Origin of the sequence: Nocardia xishanensis NBRC 101358 (genome assembly GCF_001613365.1) — a bacterium.
Lineage (GTDB): Bacteria > Actinomycetota > Actinomycetes > Mycobacteriales > Mycobacteriaceae > Nocardia > Nocardia xishanensis.
Genome location: NZ_BDCF01000006.1, coordinates 168,193 through 186,163 on the forward strand (window position 1 = coordinate 168,193; position 17,971 = coordinate 186,163).

Annotated in this window: 17 protein-coding genes; 9 read left to right on the forward strand and 8 right to left on the reverse strand. The window is 67.8% G+C overall.

Annotation, left to right across the window (positions count from 1 at the left end; translation table 11 throughout):
- The first annotated feature begins 46 nt into the window (after window positions 1-46).
- The 5 genes from NX1_RS07200 to NX1_RS07225 all read left to right on the forward strand — a co-directional run bounded on the left by NX1_RS07200 (window position 47) and on the right by NX1_RS07225 (window position 4,919).
- On the forward strand, window positions 47-838 hold the full coding sequence (locus NX1_RS07200; RefSeq protein ID WP_068055700.1) for an SDR family oxidoreductase: 792 nt from the start codon (window positions 47-49) through the stop codon (window positions 836-838).
- A gap of 31 nt (window positions 839-869) precedes the next feature.
- Window positions 870-1,781 carry an SDR family oxidoreductase gene (locus tag NX1_RS07205; protein ID WP_068055705.1) on the forward strand — a complete coding sequence of 304 codons (912 nt, stop codon included), beginning with the start codon at window positions 870-872 and terminating at the stop codon, window positions 1,779-1,781.
- A gap of 1,149 nt (window positions 1,782-2,930) precedes the next feature.
- A complete protein-coding gene (locus NX1_RS07215; protein ID WP_068055710.1) occupies window positions 2,931-3,374 on the forward strand; it encodes a hypothetical protein in 444 nt (147 codons plus the stop codon).
- A gap of 10 nt (window positions 3,375-3,384) precedes the next feature.
- Complete coding sequence (locus tag NX1_RS07220) at window positions 3,385-3,900, forward strand: ImmA/IrrE family metallo-endopeptidase (protein WP_068055715.1); 516 nt, start codon at window positions 3,385-3,387, stop codon at window positions 3,898-3,900.
- On the forward strand, window positions 3,897-4,919 hold the full coding sequence (locus NX1_RS07225; protein WP_068055718.1) for a hypothetical protein: 1,023 nt from the start codon (window positions 3,897-3,899) through the stop codon (window positions 4,917-4,919). Before NX1_RS07220 ends, NX1_RS07225 begins: the two co-directional genes overlap by 4 nt.
- Before the next feature lie 569 nt (window positions 4,920-5,488).
- Here NX1_RS07225 and NX1_RS07230 read toward each other — a convergent pair.
- Together NX1_RS07230 and NX1_RS07235 are read right to left on the reverse strand one after the other, a co-directional pair.
- Window positions 5,489-5,905, reverse strand: coding sequence for a helix-turn-helix domain-containing protein (locus NX1_RS07230; protein ID WP_011207048.1), 417 nt, complete (start codon window positions 5,903-5,905; stop codon window positions 5,489-5,491).
- A 363-nt stretch (window positions 5,906-6,268) separates the two neighbouring features.
- Window positions 6,269-7,432 (reverse strand): steroid 3-ketoacyl-CoA thiolase, encoded by a 1,164-nt coding sequence (locus NX1_RS07235; RefSeq protein ID WP_068055721.1) that lies wholly within the window; start codon window positions 7,430-7,432, stop codon window positions 6,269-6,271.
- Between the two features lie 130 nt (window positions 7,433-7,562).
- Between NX1_RS07235 and NX1_RS07240 the strand changes: the two genes are divergently transcribed.
- Window positions 7,563-8,825, forward strand: coding sequence for a cytochrome P450 (locus NX1_RS07240; protein WP_068055724.1), 1,263 nt, complete (start codon window positions 7,563-7,565; stop codon window positions 8,823-8,825).
- Between the two features lie 88 nt (window positions 8,826-8,913).
- On the opposite strand, the gene NX1_RS07245 is transcribed toward NX1_RS07240, so the two are convergent.
- The 4 genes from NX1_RS07245 to NX1_RS07260 form a co-directional block, all read right to left on the reverse strand.
- Window positions 8,914-9,342: a nuclear transport factor 2 family protein gene (locus tag NX1_RS07245; RefSeq protein ID WP_068055727.1), complete on the reverse strand. Its 429-nt coding sequence runs from the start codon at window positions 9,340-9,342 to the stop codon at window positions 8,914-8,916.
- A gap of 96 nt (window positions 9,343-9,438) precedes the next feature.
- Complete coding sequence (locus NX1_RS07250; protein WP_068055730.1) at window positions 9,439-10,608, reverse strand: thiolase family protein; 1,170 nt, start codon at window positions 10,606-10,608, stop codon at window positions 9,439-9,441.
- Window positions 10,605-11,639, reverse strand: coding sequence for a thiolase family protein (locus NX1_RS07255; RefSeq protein ID WP_068055733.1), 1,035 nt, complete (start codon window positions 11,637-11,639; stop codon window positions 10,605-10,607). Before NX1_RS07255 ends, NX1_RS07250 begins: the two co-directional genes overlap by 4 nt.
- 12 nt (window positions 11,640-11,651) lie before the next feature.
- Window positions 11,652-12,617: a Zn-ribbon domain-containing OB-fold protein gene (locus NX1_RS07260; RefSeq protein ID WP_068055736.1), complete on the reverse strand. Its 966-nt coding sequence runs from the start codon at window positions 12,615-12,617 to the stop codon at window positions 11,652-11,654.
- A gap of 218 nt (window positions 12,618-12,835) precedes the next feature.
- Here NX1_RS07260 and NX1_RS07265 point away from each other — a divergent pair, with 218 nt between their 5' ends.
- Window positions 12,836-13,873: an LLM class F420-dependent oxidoreductase gene (locus NX1_RS07265; RefSeq protein WP_068055739.1), complete on the forward strand. Its 1,038-nt coding sequence runs from the start codon at window positions 12,836-12,838 to the stop codon at window positions 13,871-13,873.
- Between the two features lie 22 nt (window positions 13,874-13,895).
- Window positions 13,896-15,461, forward strand: a complete 1,566-nt coding sequence (locus NX1_RS07270; RefSeq protein ID WP_068055742.1) for an acyl-CoA synthetase — start codon at window positions 13,896-13,898, stop codon at window positions 15,459-15,461.
- A gap of 55 nt (window positions 15,462-15,516) precedes the next feature.
- Here the strand turns inward: NX1_RS07270 and NX1_RS07275 are convergent, their stop codons facing one another.
- Window positions 15,517-16,518 carry a sigma-70 family RNA polymerase sigma factor gene (locus tag NX1_RS07275; protein WP_068055976.1) on the reverse strand — a complete coding sequence of 334 codons (1,002 nt, stop codon included), beginning with the start codon at window positions 16,516-16,518 and terminating at the stop codon, window positions 15,517-15,519.
- Window positions 16,519-16,695: 177 nt separating this feature from the next.
- Between NX1_RS07275 and NX1_RS07280 the strand changes: the two genes are divergently transcribed.
- Window positions 16,696-17,115: a VOC family protein gene (locus tag NX1_RS07280; RefSeq protein WP_068055979.1), complete on the forward strand. Its 420-nt coding sequence runs from the start codon at window positions 16,696-16,698 to the stop codon at window positions 17,113-17,115.
- Window positions 17,116-17,173: 58 nt separating this feature from the next.
- Here the strand turns inward: NX1_RS07280 and NX1_RS07285 are convergent, their stop codons facing one another.
- The gene (locus NX1_RS07285; protein ID WP_068055745.1) at window positions 17,174-17,956 is read right to left on the reverse strand and encodes a crotonase/enoyl-CoA hydratase family protein; all 783 of its coding nucleotides are present in this window, start codon (window positions 17,954-17,956) and stop codon (window positions 17,174-17,176) included.
- Window positions 17,957-17,971 lie beyond the last annotated feature (15 nt).

Here is a 17,971-nt window from a genome sequence, read left to right on the forward strand (position 1 = left end):
GTCGTCGGCATTGGCAAAGCAAGCAGTTGCTTGGTAGGTTAGCACGGTGGGACTCGAAATCGATCTGACCGATCGCGTCGTTCTGGTCACCGGCGGCGTTCGTGGTGTCGGCGCGGGGATCAGCAGGACATTTCTGGCCGCGGGCGCGACGGTGGTCGCGTGCGCCCGGCGCCCGGCCGACGAGCCGGTGGTCCACGACGGCAAGGAGATCGAGTACCTGCCCTGCGACGTCCGTGACGGCGACGCGGTCCAGGGCATGATCGACACCGTGATCGCGCGCCACGGGCGGCTCGACCACCTGGTGAACAACGCGGGCGGCGCCCCCTTCGCGCTCGCCGCCACCGCGAGCAAGAATTTCCACGCCAAGATCGTGGAGCTGAATCTCCTCGCCCCGCTGCTGGTTTCGCAAGCCGCCAACGCCGTGATGCAGCAACAGCCCGACGGCGGATCGATCGTGATGATCTCCAGCGTCAGCGGCCACCGGGCCTCGCCGGGCACAGCGGCCTACGGCGCGGCCAAGGCGGGCATCGACAACCTGACCCAATCGCTCGCCGTCGAGTGGGCCCCGAAGGTCCGGGTGAACTCGCTGGTGGTCGGCCTGGTCGAGACCGAGCTCAGCGAAATGCACTACGGCGACCGCGACGGCATCGATGCCGTCGCCGCGACGGTTCCGCTCGGCAGGATGGCCCGCCCCGAGGACATCGGCCGCGCCGCCGCCTTCCTTGCCTCGCCCCTCGCCGCCTACGTCAGCGGCGCTTCGCTGCCGGTGCACGGCGGCGGCGAGCGCCCCGCCTTCCTTGCCGCGTCCACCGCGGAGCACGACCAGCAGCGGGCCTGATCCCGAACGGAACGAAAGAGGACAACAGGTAATGAGCAGCGAGCAGATCTGCGCCGGGCGCACCGTCATCGTCACCGGCGCGGGCCGCGGCATCGGCCGGGCGCACGCGCTGGCCTTCGCGGCCGCGGGCGCGCGCGTGGTGGTCAACGACCTCGGCTCCGCCCTCGACGGTGCGTCCACCGCCGAAACGCCTGCTCAGCAGGTGGTCGCCGAAATCGAGGCGATGGGCGGCCAGGCCGTGGCCAACGGTGACGACGTCGCGGACTGGGCGGGCGCGCGCAACCTGATTCACCAGGCCGTCGACGCGTTCGGCGGCCTCGACGTGCTGGTCAACAACGCGGGCTTCGTGCGTGACCGGATGCTGGTCAACCTGGGCGAGGACGAGTGGGACGCGGTGGTGCGGGTGCACCTCAAGGGCCATTTCGCCACCATGCGCCACGCCATCGAATACTGGCGCGGTGAGAGCAAGGCGGGCCGCCGTGTCGACGCGCGCATCATCAACACCAGCTCGGGCGCGGGCTTGCAGGGCAGCGTCGGCCAAGGCAACTACGGCGCCGCGAAGGCGGGCATCGCCGGTCTGACCCTGACCGCCGCCGCCGAGTTCGCCCGGTACGGCGTGACCGTCAACGCCATCGCGCCCGCCGCGCGCACCAGAATGACCGAGACCGTCTTCGCCGAGACGATGGCCAAGCCGGAGAACGGGTTCGACGCGATGGCGCCGGAGAACATCTCGCCGCTGGTCGTCTGGCTCGGCAGCCCGCAGTCCGCCGGTGTCACCGGCCGCATGTTCGAGGTGGAGGGCGGCAAGGTCGCGCTGGCCGACGGCTGGCGGCACGGTGTCGCGGTGGATCGCGGTGCCCGTTGGGAGCCCGCCGAACTCGGTCCGGTCGTCGCGGACCTCATCGCGAAGTCCGCGCCACCGGAGCCGGTGTACGGAGCCTGATCGATTCGTTTGCTGGGCGGGCCATGAGCCCGACCAGTGAAATCCGAGCTAACGGCATGTGAGGCGACGCCCGACCCCTCCGGGCGTCGCTTCGTGCTGCCATCCTTCTCCTGCGCGGTTCAGGGCGGGGGTTTACTATGAGCACCCGTCCGTCGAAAAGTCCCGGATGAAGGTGTTGCGACCGGGCATTAGATCTGCGCTGTACGAAGAGGGGAAGGCTGGCGCATGGCCGTTGGTCGCACGTTCCGTGCGGTGGCACTAGCCGGAGCTGTGACCGGTTTCACGCTAGTCGGTTCCGCTGCCGCCCTCGCGCAACCCGGTGGCATACCGCTCGAAGAGCCGGGACAGCCGCGCGTCCCCGAGTCTCGCGCCTCCACCACAGGCCGCGGATTGCCGCTGGTGCCAATGACTTCCGAGCCCGCCGCCGAGGACATCGGTCTGTCGGGCGCGGGCTCGGCAGGCGCCGGGGGTTCCGCCGGACTTGGTTCCACTGGTGCCGGGGGTTCCGCCGGACTCGGTTCAGCAGGCGTCGCAGGTTCCGCCGGATTGGATGCGGCCGGACTTGGTTCCGCGGGTGGCGCGGGATCGACGGGACTTGGTTCCGCCGGTGGCGCGGGGTCGGCCGGACTCGGTTCAGCAGGCGTCGCAGGTTCCGCCGGATTGGGTGCGGCCGGACTCGGTTCCGCCGGGTTGGGCGCTGCGCTGGGCACCGGATCGGCGGGACTTGGGGTGCTACTCGGTACCGGGTCTGTCGGGTTGGGCGCTGTACTCGGTACCGGGTCTGCCGGAGTCGGGGCGCTACTCGGTACCGGTTCGGCAGCGGTGGTCGGTTCAGCGGCTGTCGGCTCTGCCGGTGTCGGTTCGGCAGCGGTCGGCTCCGCCGGTGCCGGAGTCGGTTCGGCAGCGGTCGGCTCTGCCGGTGTCGGTTCGGCGGCTGTCGGCTCTGCCGGAGTTGGTTCGGCAGCGGTCGGCTCCGCCGGTGCCGGTGCCGGTGCCGGTGTCGGTTCGGCAGCGGTCGGCTCTGCCGGTGTCGGTTCGGCAGCGGTCGGCTCTGCCGGAGTTGGTTCGGCGGCTGTTGGTTCCGCTGGTGTCGGTTCGGCGGCTGTTGGTTCCGCTGGTGTCGGTTCGGCGGCCGTTGGTTCCGCTGGCGTGGGTTCCGCCGCCGTCGGTACGGCCGCCCTCGGTTCGGCCGCGGTCGGCTCCGCGTCGCCGCTGTTGCTCCTGCTGATCCCGTTGCCACCGTCGGCCCCGGCGATTCCCACTGCGCCCCTGGTCATTCCGCCCGCCCCCGACGACTCCGCTCCACGGCTCGCACCCGTCCCGGTCGCCGCGCCGCCCGCCTCGGACGCGGTTCCGGAGCAGTCGCCGCCCGCTCCCGTCTTACCGCAAGCGCCGGTGAATCCGAACCCCAACGTGCGCCCGACGAGCGCCGACGACGGACTGCCCGCACCGAACGTGCTCTCGGTCGTCGGTGGCCTCATCGCGCTAGCGCTCGCCGGAACCGGTTCCGGCGCGGTCAGTTTCCAGAGCGCCTCCGCCGCGCAGGCCAGGGTGGACGCCGCCCGCGCCCAGTTCTTCGGCCCGAGGTCGTGAGGGGTCGGCGATGAGTGAGAGCAGAGCGCAGAGCAGCTCCCGGTCCTACCGGCGGGTGGCGGCCGCGGTCGACGCGGTGTGCGCCGTGGCCGCCGACTACGACGCGACCACGCTGGACGAGGTGGTCGCCGCGGTCGCCTACGAGCGAGAGCGGGATATCGAGATCGCCAGCGCCCAGCTGGGTCCCGGCGTCTGCGGGCAGCGCAGGTTCTATCCCGACCGGGACGTCATCGTGCTGGCCACCGCATTGCCGAGCCGCGACCACACGCTGGCCCACGAGCTCGGCCACATCGTCTTCGACCACGAAGGCGCGCCCGCGCCGGAGGTGACGCTGGAGGCGAGCGACGATCTGATCGCCTACATGCTCAGCCAGCGTGCCCATCAGCAGATCGTCGACGACGGCGCCGACGAACTCGCCGAATGGGAGGCCGAGACCTTCGCCGCCATGCTGATGACCCGGCTGCGCGTCTTCAACAGCCGAGGCGCCGGCGTCTCGGTCCTTCGATTCGATGAGGCACTCGGATGACGTTCTGGTCGACGGCCATGCTGGTCTGGGTGGCCGCGGGCGCGCGCGTGGGGCGCGTGCTGGTGAAACCCGCGACGACTGCGCGCGTGGCGATCGTCGTCGCGGTGGCAGCGGTGGCGCTCGGCGCGACGGTCGCGGTGCCCGAAATCGCCCTCGCCATAGACAATCTGCGCCCGCACGGCCTGCGCTCGGGGCTGCTCTCCGACGGCATCGTGGCGTCGGCATGGCTCGCGTTCGTCACGGCCACCTCGGTGGTGGCCGCCGCGGCATGGCCGGTGGTCTCGCGGCGCAATCTGCGCCAGATCGCCACGGTGATCTATGCGGGAGGTACGACCGCGGTGGCCATCGCACTGTCTTGGTCGTACTCGTTCGGCTGGCTGCTCGTCGCGCTCGGCGCGATCTTCATCGTGGTGACCGGACTGCGCAATCTCGACTGGACGACGCTCGGCCGCGGGATCGCCATCTACACCTTGGGAACCGCGCTGGTCGGCGTGCTCGCGATGCTTCAGCTGCGGCGCTCGCTTGCCGGCGAGCCACGCACGCCTGCCGGAGAGCCGACGTGGGGCTGGCAGGCGTGGGAAATCGCCGCGCTGCTGGTCGCTTTCGGCGCGGTGTGGATCGTGGTGGAGCTGTGGGTGCGAGCAAGGGTGCTGCTGAGCCGGATTCGGTCGCTGCATCGCCTGATGGTCGGCCGGTTCCCCGAAGTGGTGGCGCACGACCAGACCGCAACCTCGACGCAGCTGCGAGCATCGGACCAGGTCGCCCAGATCATGGACGCCCTCTATCTGCAATCCGGCGGCGGCGTCGAGCTGGCGGCCACGGGAACACCGCCCGCCGCCATCCCCGAGCACGCGGACCGAGTGGCGCGTTGGGCACGAAATCCGTTGGGCGACATAGTGATAGACGCCCGTTGGATCGCACCACCGGAGGGCGTCAGCCCGCGCGGCTGGGTGCAAGCGATCGCGCGCGCCTACGAGTCCACTGCGGGCGCGCATTCGGAGCAGACGGTTTCGCGATGACCTGCCGTGCGGCGACCACACGCCGCGCCGAATCGGTATCGCTTGGGCAAGCGATGACATCCGCCGTTCCCCGTGACGCACCACGTTTCTCGGCGCCGAGTGTTGCCGGTCTGCATCGATGACGTCGACTCGAGGGTGCTTATGTCAGCTCACAGCTCACAGCGCACACCGCATGCCGGTGAGGGCATCGTCACCGTGACGGCAGCGGCGCGGGTTAGAAGTTGGACCCGCGTCCATCAGCGTAATGTAATGACCCCTGGAAATCGGGGCTCCCAACCGAAGGCGGAACTTGCTCGCGCGGTCTTCCGCCGTGTGGCATGCGTTTGCACAATGGCGATCGCAACCCGCATGGGATCGCTCGATAGGTGAACTTTCAAACGTTCTTGCACAGAGCGGAATCCGAATCGGTGCGCAATCCGCGGGCACGACAGAATGCGCGCACAACGCCGAATTGGTTTCGGCAGGTAGCTTTCTGTTGCGGTGGTCCCGTCCCTCCTCGGGAAGCTGGTTCGCGCACAACGCAGCACAGTGCGACCGATGGCCGCACTGTGCTGCGCTGTGGGAGAACCCTATTCGGTTCCGTCCGGAGGAATTTCGGGCAAGCCCTCGCTCGCCCGCAACTTCTCCGCCATGGAGGTGAGAAGGTTCTGTGATTCTTCGGAAAGATCGAACGCCCTACTCGACAGCCGACGCAGTCCGTAGCCCTGCAGCTGGGACAGCAGCTCTAGATCGTGATCGATCTTGGCGGCATAGATGTCGTTGAAGAAGTAGTCCGGCTTGACCTTGAAGAACTTGGCCAGTGCAGCCACCGTTTCGTCCGACGGGTTGGTCCGTTGGCCCGACCGCAACTGCGAGAGATACGGTTTCGAGATCGGATGCCCGGAGGCCGTCAGCGCAGCCGCAACCTCCGCGTTGGTGTGCGGCTTGCGCCCCGGGGGATGCACGGTTTCGAACAGCTTGTTCAGCCGCGCCGCGAAATCAGCCATTGTGAGCCGCCCAATTCCCTTCGCTGTACTAACAGTCGTTATCTCGGATACGTATCATTGATATTAGCGGCTCAGTAACTGAAAACCTACGCCTGATTCAGGATTTCCTTGAAGCTTCTAGGTGGGCGGCTGGCGAAGTCACTGGGACGGTTGCGTTTGCGGGTCGCGCCAACGTCTCTAGTGGAGACGCTGTACGACCCGGTTCTGGCCCGTCGCGGGGGTCTTCCCGATCGGGGTGATGTTAGCGAGAAGATAGCTGACATCTCATCTAGTCGAGCGTACCGGCCATTGTGTGGCGTACGACACGTTTTGCCCGCTCTGGGATGAACGTTCAACAATAAGGCGGAGAATTGGTTGAAGTTGCTACAACCTCTCGATGATCGTACCTGTCGCCAGTGCGCCACCGGCACACATGAGCACCATTGCGGTACTGCCGCCCGTGCGCTCCAGTTCGTGCAAAGCCGTTGTGATGAGCCGGGATCCGGTGGACCCGACTGGATGGCCGAGGGCGATGGCGCCGCCGTTTACATTCACCCGGTCCATGTCCGGCTGATGTACAGAAGCCCATGAAAGTGCGACCGAAGCGAATGCCTCATTGATCTCGAAAAGGTCGATGTCGCCGATATTCATGCCCGAGCGCTCGAGCAGCCGGGTGCACGCCTGCACCGGCCCGTCGAGGTGGAATTCCGGCTCGGCGCCGACCAGCGCCTGGGTCACGATCCGCGCGCGCGGACGCAAACCCGCTCGCTGCGCGGCCTTTTCGTCCATCAGCAGCACCGCGGCCGCGCCGTCGGAGATCTGCGACGAGCTGCCCGCGGTGTGCACGCCGCCCTCCAGGACCGGCTTCAGCTTGGCCAGGCCCTCCGCCGTGGTCTCGCGCAGACCCTGATCCCGGCTGACGTCTAGCTTCTCGCCGGTGGGATTGCCTTCCTTGTCCACCGCGGGCGCGGTGACGGTCAGCACCTCGCGATCGAAACGTCCCTCGGCCCAAGCCTGCCCGGCGAGCCGCTGCGAGCGCGCGCCGAACTCGTCGACGTCGGCGCGAGAGATGCCGCGCCGCTTGGCAATCCGCTCCGCGGCCTCGAACTGGTTGGGCAGGTCGATGTTCCACGACGCGGGCCTGCGCGAACCGGCGTGCTCGCCGACGTTGGCGCCCAACGGAACTCGGCTCATCGCCTCGACGCCGCAGGCCATGCCGACATCGATCGCGCCGGCGGCGATGAGGCCGGCCACCAGATGGTTGGCTTGCTGCGCGGAACCGCACTGTGCGTCGATCGTGGTCGCGCCGACCTGCCACGGCAGTCCGGCGTGCAGCCACGCGACCCGGGTGACGTTGTTGGACTGCTCGCCCGCCTGGGTGACGCAGCCGCCGATGACCTGCTCGACCTGGGCTGGGTCCAGGTGGGCGCGCTCGAGCAGTCCGCGCTGGGCGAGGCCGAGGAGTTCGGCGGCGTGCAGGCCGGAAAGCCAGCCGCCGCGCTTGCCGATCGGTGTGCGAGCGGCCTCGACGATGACGGGTGTGCCCATCTTGAACCTTCCTCTTGGGAGCAAAACTGAAACGTGTGCCAGCCGGATGGCCCGCGCTTCTTTACTAGTCCTTCCGGCTGTGCTGCAATTGATTGTAGAACGTGTTTCAGTTTGTCGAAGGAGACATCTGGTGGTTGAGACTCGGAACGCCCGCCCGAATCTGCCGGAAGGGTTCGACGTCACGGACCCGGACATCTACGCCGAGCGAGTTCCGGTCGAAGAATTCGCCGAACTGCGGCGCACCGCGCCGATCTGGTGGAACCCGCAGTCGCCCGAGACCGGTGGCTTCCATGACGAGGGTTTCTGGGTGGTGAGCAAGCACGCCGACGTCAAGGAGGTGTCGCGGCGCAGCGACGTGTTCTCCAGCTTCGAGAACACCGCGATCCCGCGTTTCAACGACGACATCACCCGCGAGCAGATCGAGCTGCAGCGCATCGTGTTGCTCAACATGGACGCGCCAGAGCACACCAAGCTCCGCAAGATCATCTCGCGCGGCTTCACCCCCCGTGCCATCAACGGCCTGCGCGCCGAGCTCTCGGCGCGGGCCGAGGAGATCGTGAAGAGCGCGGCCGAGTCGGGGGCGGGTGATTTCGTCACCCAGGTGGCGTGCGAGCTGCCGCTACAGGCGATCGCCGAGCTGATCGGCGTTCCGCAGGAAGACCGGATGAAGGTCTTCACCTGGTCCAACCAGATGACCGGCTACGACGACCCGGACAACGACGCCGACCCGGTGGCCGCCTCCGCGGAGATCCTCGGCTACGCCTACCAGATGGCCGCCGCCCGCAAGGCATGCCCCGCCGACGACATCGTGACCACGCTGATCGAGGCCGATATCGACGGCGACAAGCTCAGCGAGGAAGAGTTCGGCTTCTTCGTCATCATGCTGGCGGTCGCGGGCAACGAGACCACCCGCAACGCCATCACCCACGGCATGATGGCCTTCCTGGACAACCCCGACCAGTGGGAGCTGTTCAAGAAGGAGCGCCCGGCCACCGCCGCCGACGAGATCATCCGCTGGGCCACCCCGGTCACCTCCTTCCAGCGCACCGCGCTGGAGGACACCGAACTCGGCGGCGTGCAGATCAAGAAGGGCCAGCGGCTGGTGATGCTGTACCGGTCGGCCAACTTCGACGAGGACGTCTTCGAGAACCCGGAGAAGTTCGACATCACCCGCAAGGACAACCAGCATCTGTCCTTCGGCGGTACCGGCGCGCACTTCTGCATCGGCGCGAACTTGGCCCGCCTGGAAATCGACCTGATCTTCAACGCCATCGCCGACCACCTGCCCGACATCACCAAGATCGGCGACCCGAAGCGCCTGCGGTCCGGCTGGCTGAACGGAATCAAGGAATTCCCGGTCGACTACAAGGGCGGCTGCCCGGTCGCGCACTGACCGTACGAAAAGGGCCCTCGAACCGGAGTATCCAGCCGGTTCGAGGGCCCTTTCGCTTGCTGCCCGAAGGGGAAGGGGGCAGCCGGTATCAGTCGACGGACCGGGTGGTCGCGATAGCCCGGTCGACCTCCCAGAACGCGCGCAGAGCGGCGATCTTGCCCGCGTCGTCGACCTTGTAGGTGAACACACCCTCGGCATCGATCCGATGTCCGCCGATACGCGTGCGGATGGTGCCGGTGAAGGCCACCTCCTTGCCGCAGGCGAAGGAATCGCCGAAGAGGAACTCGATGGATTCGGTCTGCGCGATCGCCTTGTCCCAGAACGCCGCGATGGCGTCCCGGCCGCGGTGACCCTTGCCCTCGGGATCGAAACCCGAAGGGCCGATGGGATCTTCGACGATCCCGTCGGCGGCGAACAAATCCAGCCACGCGTCTTTGTCCCGTGCCCGCACGGCGGCTTGCGAGGCGAGCCCGGCGAGGCGGGCGGGGTGCTCGGTCGAGGTAGCGGCGGTGGTCATAGGAGCTCCGTATCTGATGGCGGGTACTCGTCGATCGGGGAAGCGAAGCGCCCCCGATCGACCTCCAACGTCGGTAGGCGTGGCAAAAGCCGAGCGTCAGCGAGGCTTTTCCACACCTACAACCCACATGGAGAAGTACTGGGACCCACCGCCGTAGGCGTGGCCCATGGCCTTGCGCGCGCCGTCGACCTGGTAGTCGCCCGCCCGTCCCATCACCTGCTTGGCCGCCTCCGCGAACCGAATGAGGCCGGACGCCCCGATCGGGTTGGAGGACAAAACGCCGCCCGACGGGTTGACCGGGATGCGTCCGCCGATCTCGGTCTCGCCCTTCTCGGTGAGCTTCCAGCCGTCGCCGGGCGCCGCGAAACCGAGGTTCTCCAGCCACATCGGCTCGAACCAGGAGAACGGCACGTAGATCTCGGCGGCATCGATCTCCTCGAGCGGATCGGTGATGCCCGCCGCCTTCCAGAGCGCGGCCGCCGCGTCCCGGCCTGCCTGCGGGTTGACCTGATCGCGCCCGGCGAAGGTGGTCGGCTCGGTGCGCATCGCGGTGCCGTGCACCCACGCCACCTTCTTGCCCTCGGCCTCCACCGCCGCGGCCGCCTCGGCGTCGCCGATGACGATCGCGCATGCGCCGTCCGAGGAGGGGCAGGTCTCGTCGAAGCGGATCGGATCCCACAGCATCTGCGAGGCGAGCACCGATTCCAGCGTGATGTCGGGCTGCCTGAGGTGGGCGAGCGGGTTCTTGGCGCCGTTGCGCCGATCCTTCACCGCGACCATCGCCCCGATGTGCGTCGGCGCGTTCGACCTGCGGATGTAGGAACGCACGTGCGGGGCGAAGTAGCCGCCCGCGCCCGCGCCGACCGGCATGGTGAACGGCACCGGAATCGACAACGCCCACATGGCATTCGACTCCGACTGCTTCTCCCAGGCCACCGCGAGCACCCGCTTGTGCACGCCCGCCTGCACCAGGTTGGCCGCCACCACGCCGGTGGAACCGCCGACCGAACCGGCGGTGTGCACGCGCAGCAGCGGCTTTCCTGTCGCGCCGAGGGCGTCGGCCATATGCAGTTCGGGCATCATGACGCCCTCGAACAGGTCCGGCGCCTTACCGACCACCACCGCGTCGATATCGGCGATGGTGAGCCCGGCGTCGGCGAGCGCGCGATCGATTGCTTCGCGGCACATGCCCGACATCGAGACGTCGGTTCGTTTCGTCACGTGATGGGTTTGTCCGGTGCCGAGCACCGCGGCCGGGATACTCATGCCAGCGCCTCCAAAACGGTCACAAGATTCTGTTGCAGCGCGGGGCCGCTGGTGGCGTGGGCGAGCGCGCGGTTCGCGGTGCCCGCCATGATGGCTTCGGCCGCGAAACCGATGCGTTCCAAACCCGCCGCGAACATCGGGTTGGCGGCCAGTGCGCCACCTGAGAGGTTGACTTTCGTCTCCGGCTTCAGCCCGATGGCCTCGGTGAGGATCAGCTGCTGGTGACTGAACGGCGCGTGCAGTTCGGCGAGATCGAAGCCGCTCAGATCGCCGCCGGTAAGCGCCTGCGCCGCAGCCGAAGTCGACGGGGAGACGGTGAGGTCGCGAGCGCCGAGCACGGGGGTGTCGATGCGGTGAGCCATGCCGGTGATCCAAGCGGGGCGCTCGCACAGTTCGCGGGCGCGATCGCCGACCGCGAGCACGATGGCGGCCGCGCCATCGGTGATCGGCGCGCAGTCGTGCGCACGCAGCGGATCCGCCACATACGGTGTGGCGAGCAGGCTTTCGACGTCACCCGAGTCGCCCGCGGCGACCGCGGCCATGTCACGCTCGGTCCAGCGGCCCGCATCGAGACCGGCCCGAGCCTGAAGGCCCGCGATGGACAGCGCGTCCGGCCACAGCGGAGCCACCAGGTACGGATCGAGCTGCAGGGTGAGCACCTGGCGCAGCGTGCCCGCCGACGACTTGCCGAAGCCGTAGACCAGCGCGGTGCGGGCCTGCCCGGACTTCAGCTTCACGAACGCCTCGTACAGCGCCCATGCGGCGTCCATCTCGACGTGCGACTCGTTGATGGGCGGCACCGCGCCGATGGCGTCGACCGCGGAGATGAACGAGAAGGCGCGTCCGGCAAGGTAATCGGAGGAGCCGGAGCACCAGAAGTCGATATCGGATTTGGTGATGCCCAGATCGGAGTAGAGCTGCTGGAAGCAGGGCACCAGCATCTCGACACCGTTGGTGGTGCCGAAAGTCTCCGGCACGTGCGGTGCGTGGGCGAAGCCCACGACCGCGATGTCGGTGGCGTTGTCAGTCAACGTAAGCGCCTCTCACAGGTGGTGCTTGTAGGTCTCGTAGTCGGCGTCCGGCTCGCCGCTCGGCTCGAAGTGGTCGACGTTCTCCAGGCCGTGACCCCACTCCTCGCGCGGCTTCCACACCGCCTTCACGCGCATACCCATCCGCACTTCGCTTGCCTCGCAACCGAGCACGAGGTGCAGGACCGGGATGTCCGCGCCGTCCAGCAGCACATAGGCCGCGACGTACGGCGGTTTGATGCGCTGCCCGAGGAACGGGACGTTCACAATGCAGAAGGTGGTGATCGTGCCGTGATCGGAAAGCTCGATGTAGTCGTCGGTCGGCCTGCCGTCGGTCGGATTGGCCCCTCGCGGTGGGAAATACACCTTGCCCGCGGCGTCGGTGCGCGCGCCGATCAGTTTGCCCTCGGCGAGTCCGCGCAGGTAGACGGTCTCCTGCGGGGACGCGGTGTGTTTGTAGGACAGATCGACCGGCGTGACGATCATCGTGACCGGCTCGCCGTTTTCGGCCGCGGGCTCGGCGGTGGACTGCTCGCCCGGCTCGAAGCAGACGATGTCCTTGATGCTGCCCTCGGTCTGTTCGGCCCAGCGCGCCCGCACCCGCAGTCCCGTCCGCATCTGATCCGGCGCGGCGACGTCGACGGCGTGCAGCATGCTGGTGTCCGAGCCGTCCAGCTGGATCAGCGCCCAGGCGAAGGGGCGGTCGAAGGGTTGGCCGGGCAGCGGCTCGTGCACCCAAGTCCAGGAGGCGACGACGCCGGTGTCCGCGACGTCGACGAACTCGGTCAGCGGCAGGCTGGTCACCGGATCGTATTCGGGCGGCGGCACCAGAACCCGGCCGTCCGACCCGCGCACGCCGACCACCTTGCGGCTCCGCAGACCGGTCAGGAATCTGCCGATGGTCGGTCCCACCGACCGTGTGTAGTCGAATCGCGCCCGCAGCGGGGCGCTCAGCACATCGGGTGCCGTGCTGGTGTCCAATTCCGACCCTCTCTCAGCTCTTCTCACCCGCCGCTGTTCCGGCGGCCGTCCTCGCGCCGCATGACCGGTCGGGTTCGTCCCGCCCAGCTCGCGGCGGCGCTCATCTCGTCGGGCCCCCACCCGGGAACACGCCGGACGCGGTATTCCCCTTAGTCACGCTATCGAGTAGAACAGGTTCTTATTCTGGTGGCAAGAAGCAGCTCGGGAAAGGGACGACCATGAAGTTCGGATTGCAACTCGGGTATTGGATGGCGCAGCCGCCGCAGAACGCGGGAGAGTTGGTCGTCGCGGCCGAGAAAGCGGGCTTCGACGCCGTCTTCGCCGCCGAATCGTGGGGCTCGGACGCCTTCGGTCCGCTCACCTGGTGGGGTTCGTCGACCGAGCGGGTCCGGCTGGGGACATCGGTGGTGCAGATGTCGGCGCGCACGCCGGCCGCGACCGCGATGCACGCGCTGACCCTCGATCACCTCAGCGGCGGTCGCGCGATCCTCGGGCTCGGGGTGTCCGGCCCGCAGGTGGTGGAGGGCTGGTACGGGCAGCCGTTCGCCAAACCCTTGCAGCGCACCCGCGAGTACGTCGGCATCATCCGCCGCATCCTCGCGCGCGAGGCGCCGGTGACCAGCGACGGGCCGCACTACCCGCTGCCGTACACGGGGCCGGGCTCGATCGGGCTCGGTAAGCCGCTGAAGTCGATCGTGCACCCGCTACGTGCGGATTTGCCGATCTGGCTCGGCGCGGAAGGGCCGAAGAACGTGGCGCTCACCGCCGAGATCGCGGACGGCTGGCTGGCGATCTACTACGCGCCTCGGCTGGCGAACATGTACAACGATTGGCTCGACGAAGGGTTCGCCAGGGCGGGCGCGCGCCGATCGCGCGACGACTTCGAGATCGCGGCCAGCTGCCAGGTGATCATCACCGACGACCCTGCCACCGAGCTGGAGCGGATGCGCTGGATCATGGCGCTCTACATCGGCGGCATGGGCGCGCCGGAGCTGAACTTCCATGCCCAGGTCTACCGGCGGATGGGTTACGAGCGCGAGGTGGACGAGATCGGCAGACTGTTCCAGGCGGGCAAGAAGGCAGAGGCGGCTGCGGTTGTCCCGGACGAGCTGATCCTGGACACCGCCATCATCGGCGACGAGGAACACGTGCGTGAGCAATTGAAGGTCTGGGAGGCCGCGGGCGTCAGCATGATGCTCGTGTCGGTTCCCGACATCGAGCAATTGCACCGGCTCGCACCCCTTGTCGATCGGTAGAACGCGTTCTAAATTCAATGGGGTGACTGCCTCACCCGCCCCGTCGGTCCTGCCAATTCTCGGCCTGTGGAACATCGCGAACGCCGAACCGGATCGGATCGCCATGGTCGATCCCGCGGGCCGGGAGGTGACCTATCGAGAACTGGCCACGCTCGCCGACCGCTACGCCACCGGGCTGCGCGCCCTCGGCCTCCGGACGGGCGACGTGCTGGTGAGCATGGTGCACAACTGCCTCGAGGCGGTCGCCGCCTACTTCGCGGCCTACCAGTCGGGGCTCTACATCGTGGCGGTGAACTGGCATCTCACCGGCCCCGAGGTGGCCTACATTCTGCGGGACAGCGAGGCGAAGGCGTTCTTCGCGAGCGACCGGTTCGCCGCCGTGGCGAAGGCCGCCGCCGACGAAGCGGGTCTGCCTGTCACGGCCTGCTTTTCGGTCGGGGAGATCGAGGGCTTCAAGTCGGTGGCCTGGCTCGGGGCGGCCGACACCGGTCGTCCGGCCGAGCGGAGCACGGGCGCGCCGATGCTCTACACCTCGGGTACCACGGGGCGCCCCAAGGGAGTTCGGCGTCCGCTGACCGGCGCCGACCCCGACGTGGTGCCGCCGCACACCACCGCGTTCTTCGGCTTGTTCGAGCTGGCGCCCTACGACGATCATGTGCACATCTGCGGGTCGCCGCTGTATCACACCGCGGTCCTGAACTTCGCGACCATCTCGATCCAGTTGGGGCACAAGCTCGTTCTCATGGACAAGTGGGAAGCCGAGGAGATGCTGCGCCTGATCGACAAGCACCGGGTCACCCACAGTCACATGGTGCCCACCCAGTTCCACCGGCTGCTCGCGCTGCCGGAGGCGGTGCGCGCGAAGTACGACGTGTCCTCGCTGCGCAGCATGGTGCACGGTGCGGCGCCGTGCCCGCAGGAGACCAAGCGCCAGATGCTGGAGTGGTGGGGTCCGACGGTCACCGAGTACTACGCGGCGACCGAGGGCGGCGGCACGGTGATCAACGGTGCGGACTGGCTGCGCAAGCCCGGCTCGGTCGGCAAATCCTGGCCGTGGTCGGTGATCAAGGTGCTCAGCGAGGAGGACGGCAGCGAGGTCCCCGCGGGCGAGACCGGCCTGGTGTACATGAAGATGGGCGCGTCCAGCTTCGAATACCACCACGACAAGGCCAAAACCGAGGACGCCAGGGTCGGCGACCTGTTCACCGTCGGTGACATCGGCTATCTCGACGAGGACGGCTACCTCTATCTGTGCGACCGCCGCTCGGACCTCATCCTCTCCGGCGGGGTGAACATCTACCCCGCCGAGATCGAGGGCGTCCTCGTCACTCACCCGAAGGTCGCCGACGTAGCGGTCTTCGGTATCCCGCACCCGGATTGGGGGCAGGAGGTGAAGGCGGTGGTCCAGACCACGGCAGGCGTCGAGCCGAGCGAAGCGCTCACCGCCGACATACTCGCTTTCGCCGCAACGCAATTGGCGAAGTACAAGATGCCGCGCTCGATCGACTACCTGCCCGAACTGCCGCGTGACCCGAACGGGAAGCTGTACAAGCGGAAGTTGCGCGACCGGTACGTGCCTGCGTCGTAGGGTTCTCGGCGCGCGTCGTCAGGTCGCCCGGGCCCGATCTCGCGCGCGCAACCCTTCACGCAACAGCTTCGCGCAACTCCATCGGCAACCCGAACATCGGGAACAACCGCTCGGTGTCCAGGAAGAAGTTGAGCCCCGCGATGGTGTCGCCATCGAGCTCCAGCACGGTGATCGACCACGGCGTGAACACACCCGGCTCCTCGGTCGGCTTGTAGTGGCCGAAGGCGGGCAACCCGTTCGCGCCTTCCAGCCGGACCATCCTGGACCCCGCGCAGGCGCTGCCGGTGCCGAGCATGAACGCGGCCACGTTCTCCGGGCCGGAGATCCACAGCTCGAAGGGCGGCATGGACAGTGCGACATCGGCTTTGAGCAGGGTGGTCAGCGTATCCATGTCGTATGCCTCGAAGGCGGCGACGAAGTCGTCGACCAGTTTGCGCTGGCTCTCGTCGGATTCGTCGTAGCCGTCGGTACTGGTTGGCTGCACCTTGGACATGGTGGCCCTCGCACGCTGCAACGCGCTGTTCACCGACGCGGGCGACATGGTCAGCGCCTCGGCCGTCTCGTTCGCCGAGAAGCGCAGCACCTCGCGCATGATCAGGATGGCGCGCTGGGTCGCGGGCAGATGCTGACATGCCGCGACGAAGGCGAGGCGCAGGGTGTCCTTGGTGGCCGCGTGTTCGGCCGGATCCGCGCCGAAGGCAAGGGCATTCGGGATCGGCTCGATCCAGACGTAGTCGGGCTGCGGCGCGGGCAGCGGCGAATCCGGCGTGCCGGGGCCGGACAGATCCATCGGCCTTGCCCTGCGCTGCGGACCGTCGAGCATGTCCAGGCAGACGTTGGTGGCGATGCGGTAGAGCCAGGAACGCAGGCTGGCTCTGCCCTCGAAGGAGCCGTAGGACTTCCACGCCCTGGTGAAGGTCTCCTGCACCGCGTCCTCGGCCTCGAAGGAGGAGCCGAGCATGCGGTACGCGTAGGCGCACAGTTCCCGCCGGTGGCTCTCGAACGACGCGAGGACGTCGGGGGAGAGAGTGGTCGACGGGCTGGACGAGTCGCTCATGGGTGCCACCATGCCACAGCCCACTGACACAAAACAGGTCCGAAAACCAGGTCGCGGGCGGACCAAGATCGGTGAAATCCTCGTGACGACGATCACAGGGTGCGGCTGCGATTAGTTCCCGCCGCCGGGTCCGTCTCTATGGGTGAACACGCCGATGCGCCCCGAGAGGACGAGAACATGAGCAGCAAGATGATCTTCATCAACCTTCCGGTCACCGATCTGGACCGGTCGAAGGCCTTCTACGAGGCATTGGGGTGGAAGGTGAACCAGGACTTCACCGACGAGAACGCGTCCTGCATCGTCATCGACGACAACATCTGCCTGATGCTGCTGACCAGGGAATACTTCAAGACCTTCAGCACGCGCCCGATCGCCGACACCAGGTCGGCCACGGCCGCCGGCTACGCCCTCTCGCTGTCCAGTGCGCAGGAGGTCGATCAGCTGACCGAGGCCGCGGTGGCCGCGGGCGCGACCGAGGAGGTCAACGAGGAAAAGCGCGCCCAGGAGGCTCAGGTCGGTATGCACGGCCGCACCTTCATCGACCCCGACGGCCACCAGTGGGAGCCGTTCTGGATGGACTACCCCGGCGCCAACTGAGGCCCGAGCGCGACGCGGCCCCCGTGCGCGAACGCGCAGGGGGCCGAGCGGTATTCGGTCACTGACCGGTGAAAGTGGGCTTGCGCTTCTCCGCGAAAGCCTTGGGCCCTTCCTTGGCGTCGGCCGACTTGAAGACCTCGGCGCCGAGCTGCGCGTCGATCTTGAAGGCCTCTTCCTCGTGCATGGCCTCGGTGTCGCGGATGGTGCGCAGAATCGCCTGCACCGCCAGCGGTCCGTTGGCCGCGATCAGGCCGGCCAGTTCGAGCGCCTTGTCCAGCGCGGTGCCGTCCGGGACGACATGCCCGATCAGGCCGATCTCCTTGGCCTCGGGCGCGGTGATGTGCCTGCCGGTGAGCAGGATGTCGGCGGCGACGGTGTAGGGAATCTGGCGCACCAGGCGCACGGCGGAACCGCCGAGCGGGAACAGGCCCCAGCGCGCCTCGGACACACCGAACTTCGCGCTCTCGCCTGCCACGCGGATGTCGGTGCCTTGCAGAATCTCGGTGCCGCCCGCGATGGCCGGGCCCTCGACCGCCGCGATCAGCGGCTTGGTGAGCCTGCGGCCCTTGAGCAGCGCCTCGATCTTGGACAGGTCCCAGCCGCCGCCCTTGAACGAGTCACCCGGGTGCTGGGTGGTCATCGCCTTGAGGTCGGCGCCCGCGCAGAAAGCGCCGCCAGCGCCGGTCAGAATCGCCACCCGGATGTCCGGATCGCTGTCCACCTGGTCCCAGGCGTCGCGCATGATCGCCATCATTTCGGCCGACAGCGCGTTGCGGGCCTCCGGCCGGTTCATGGTGACGATGAGAACGTGATCGCGCTTCTCGACGAGGCAGTGCGGCATTGCTGATCTCCTGAC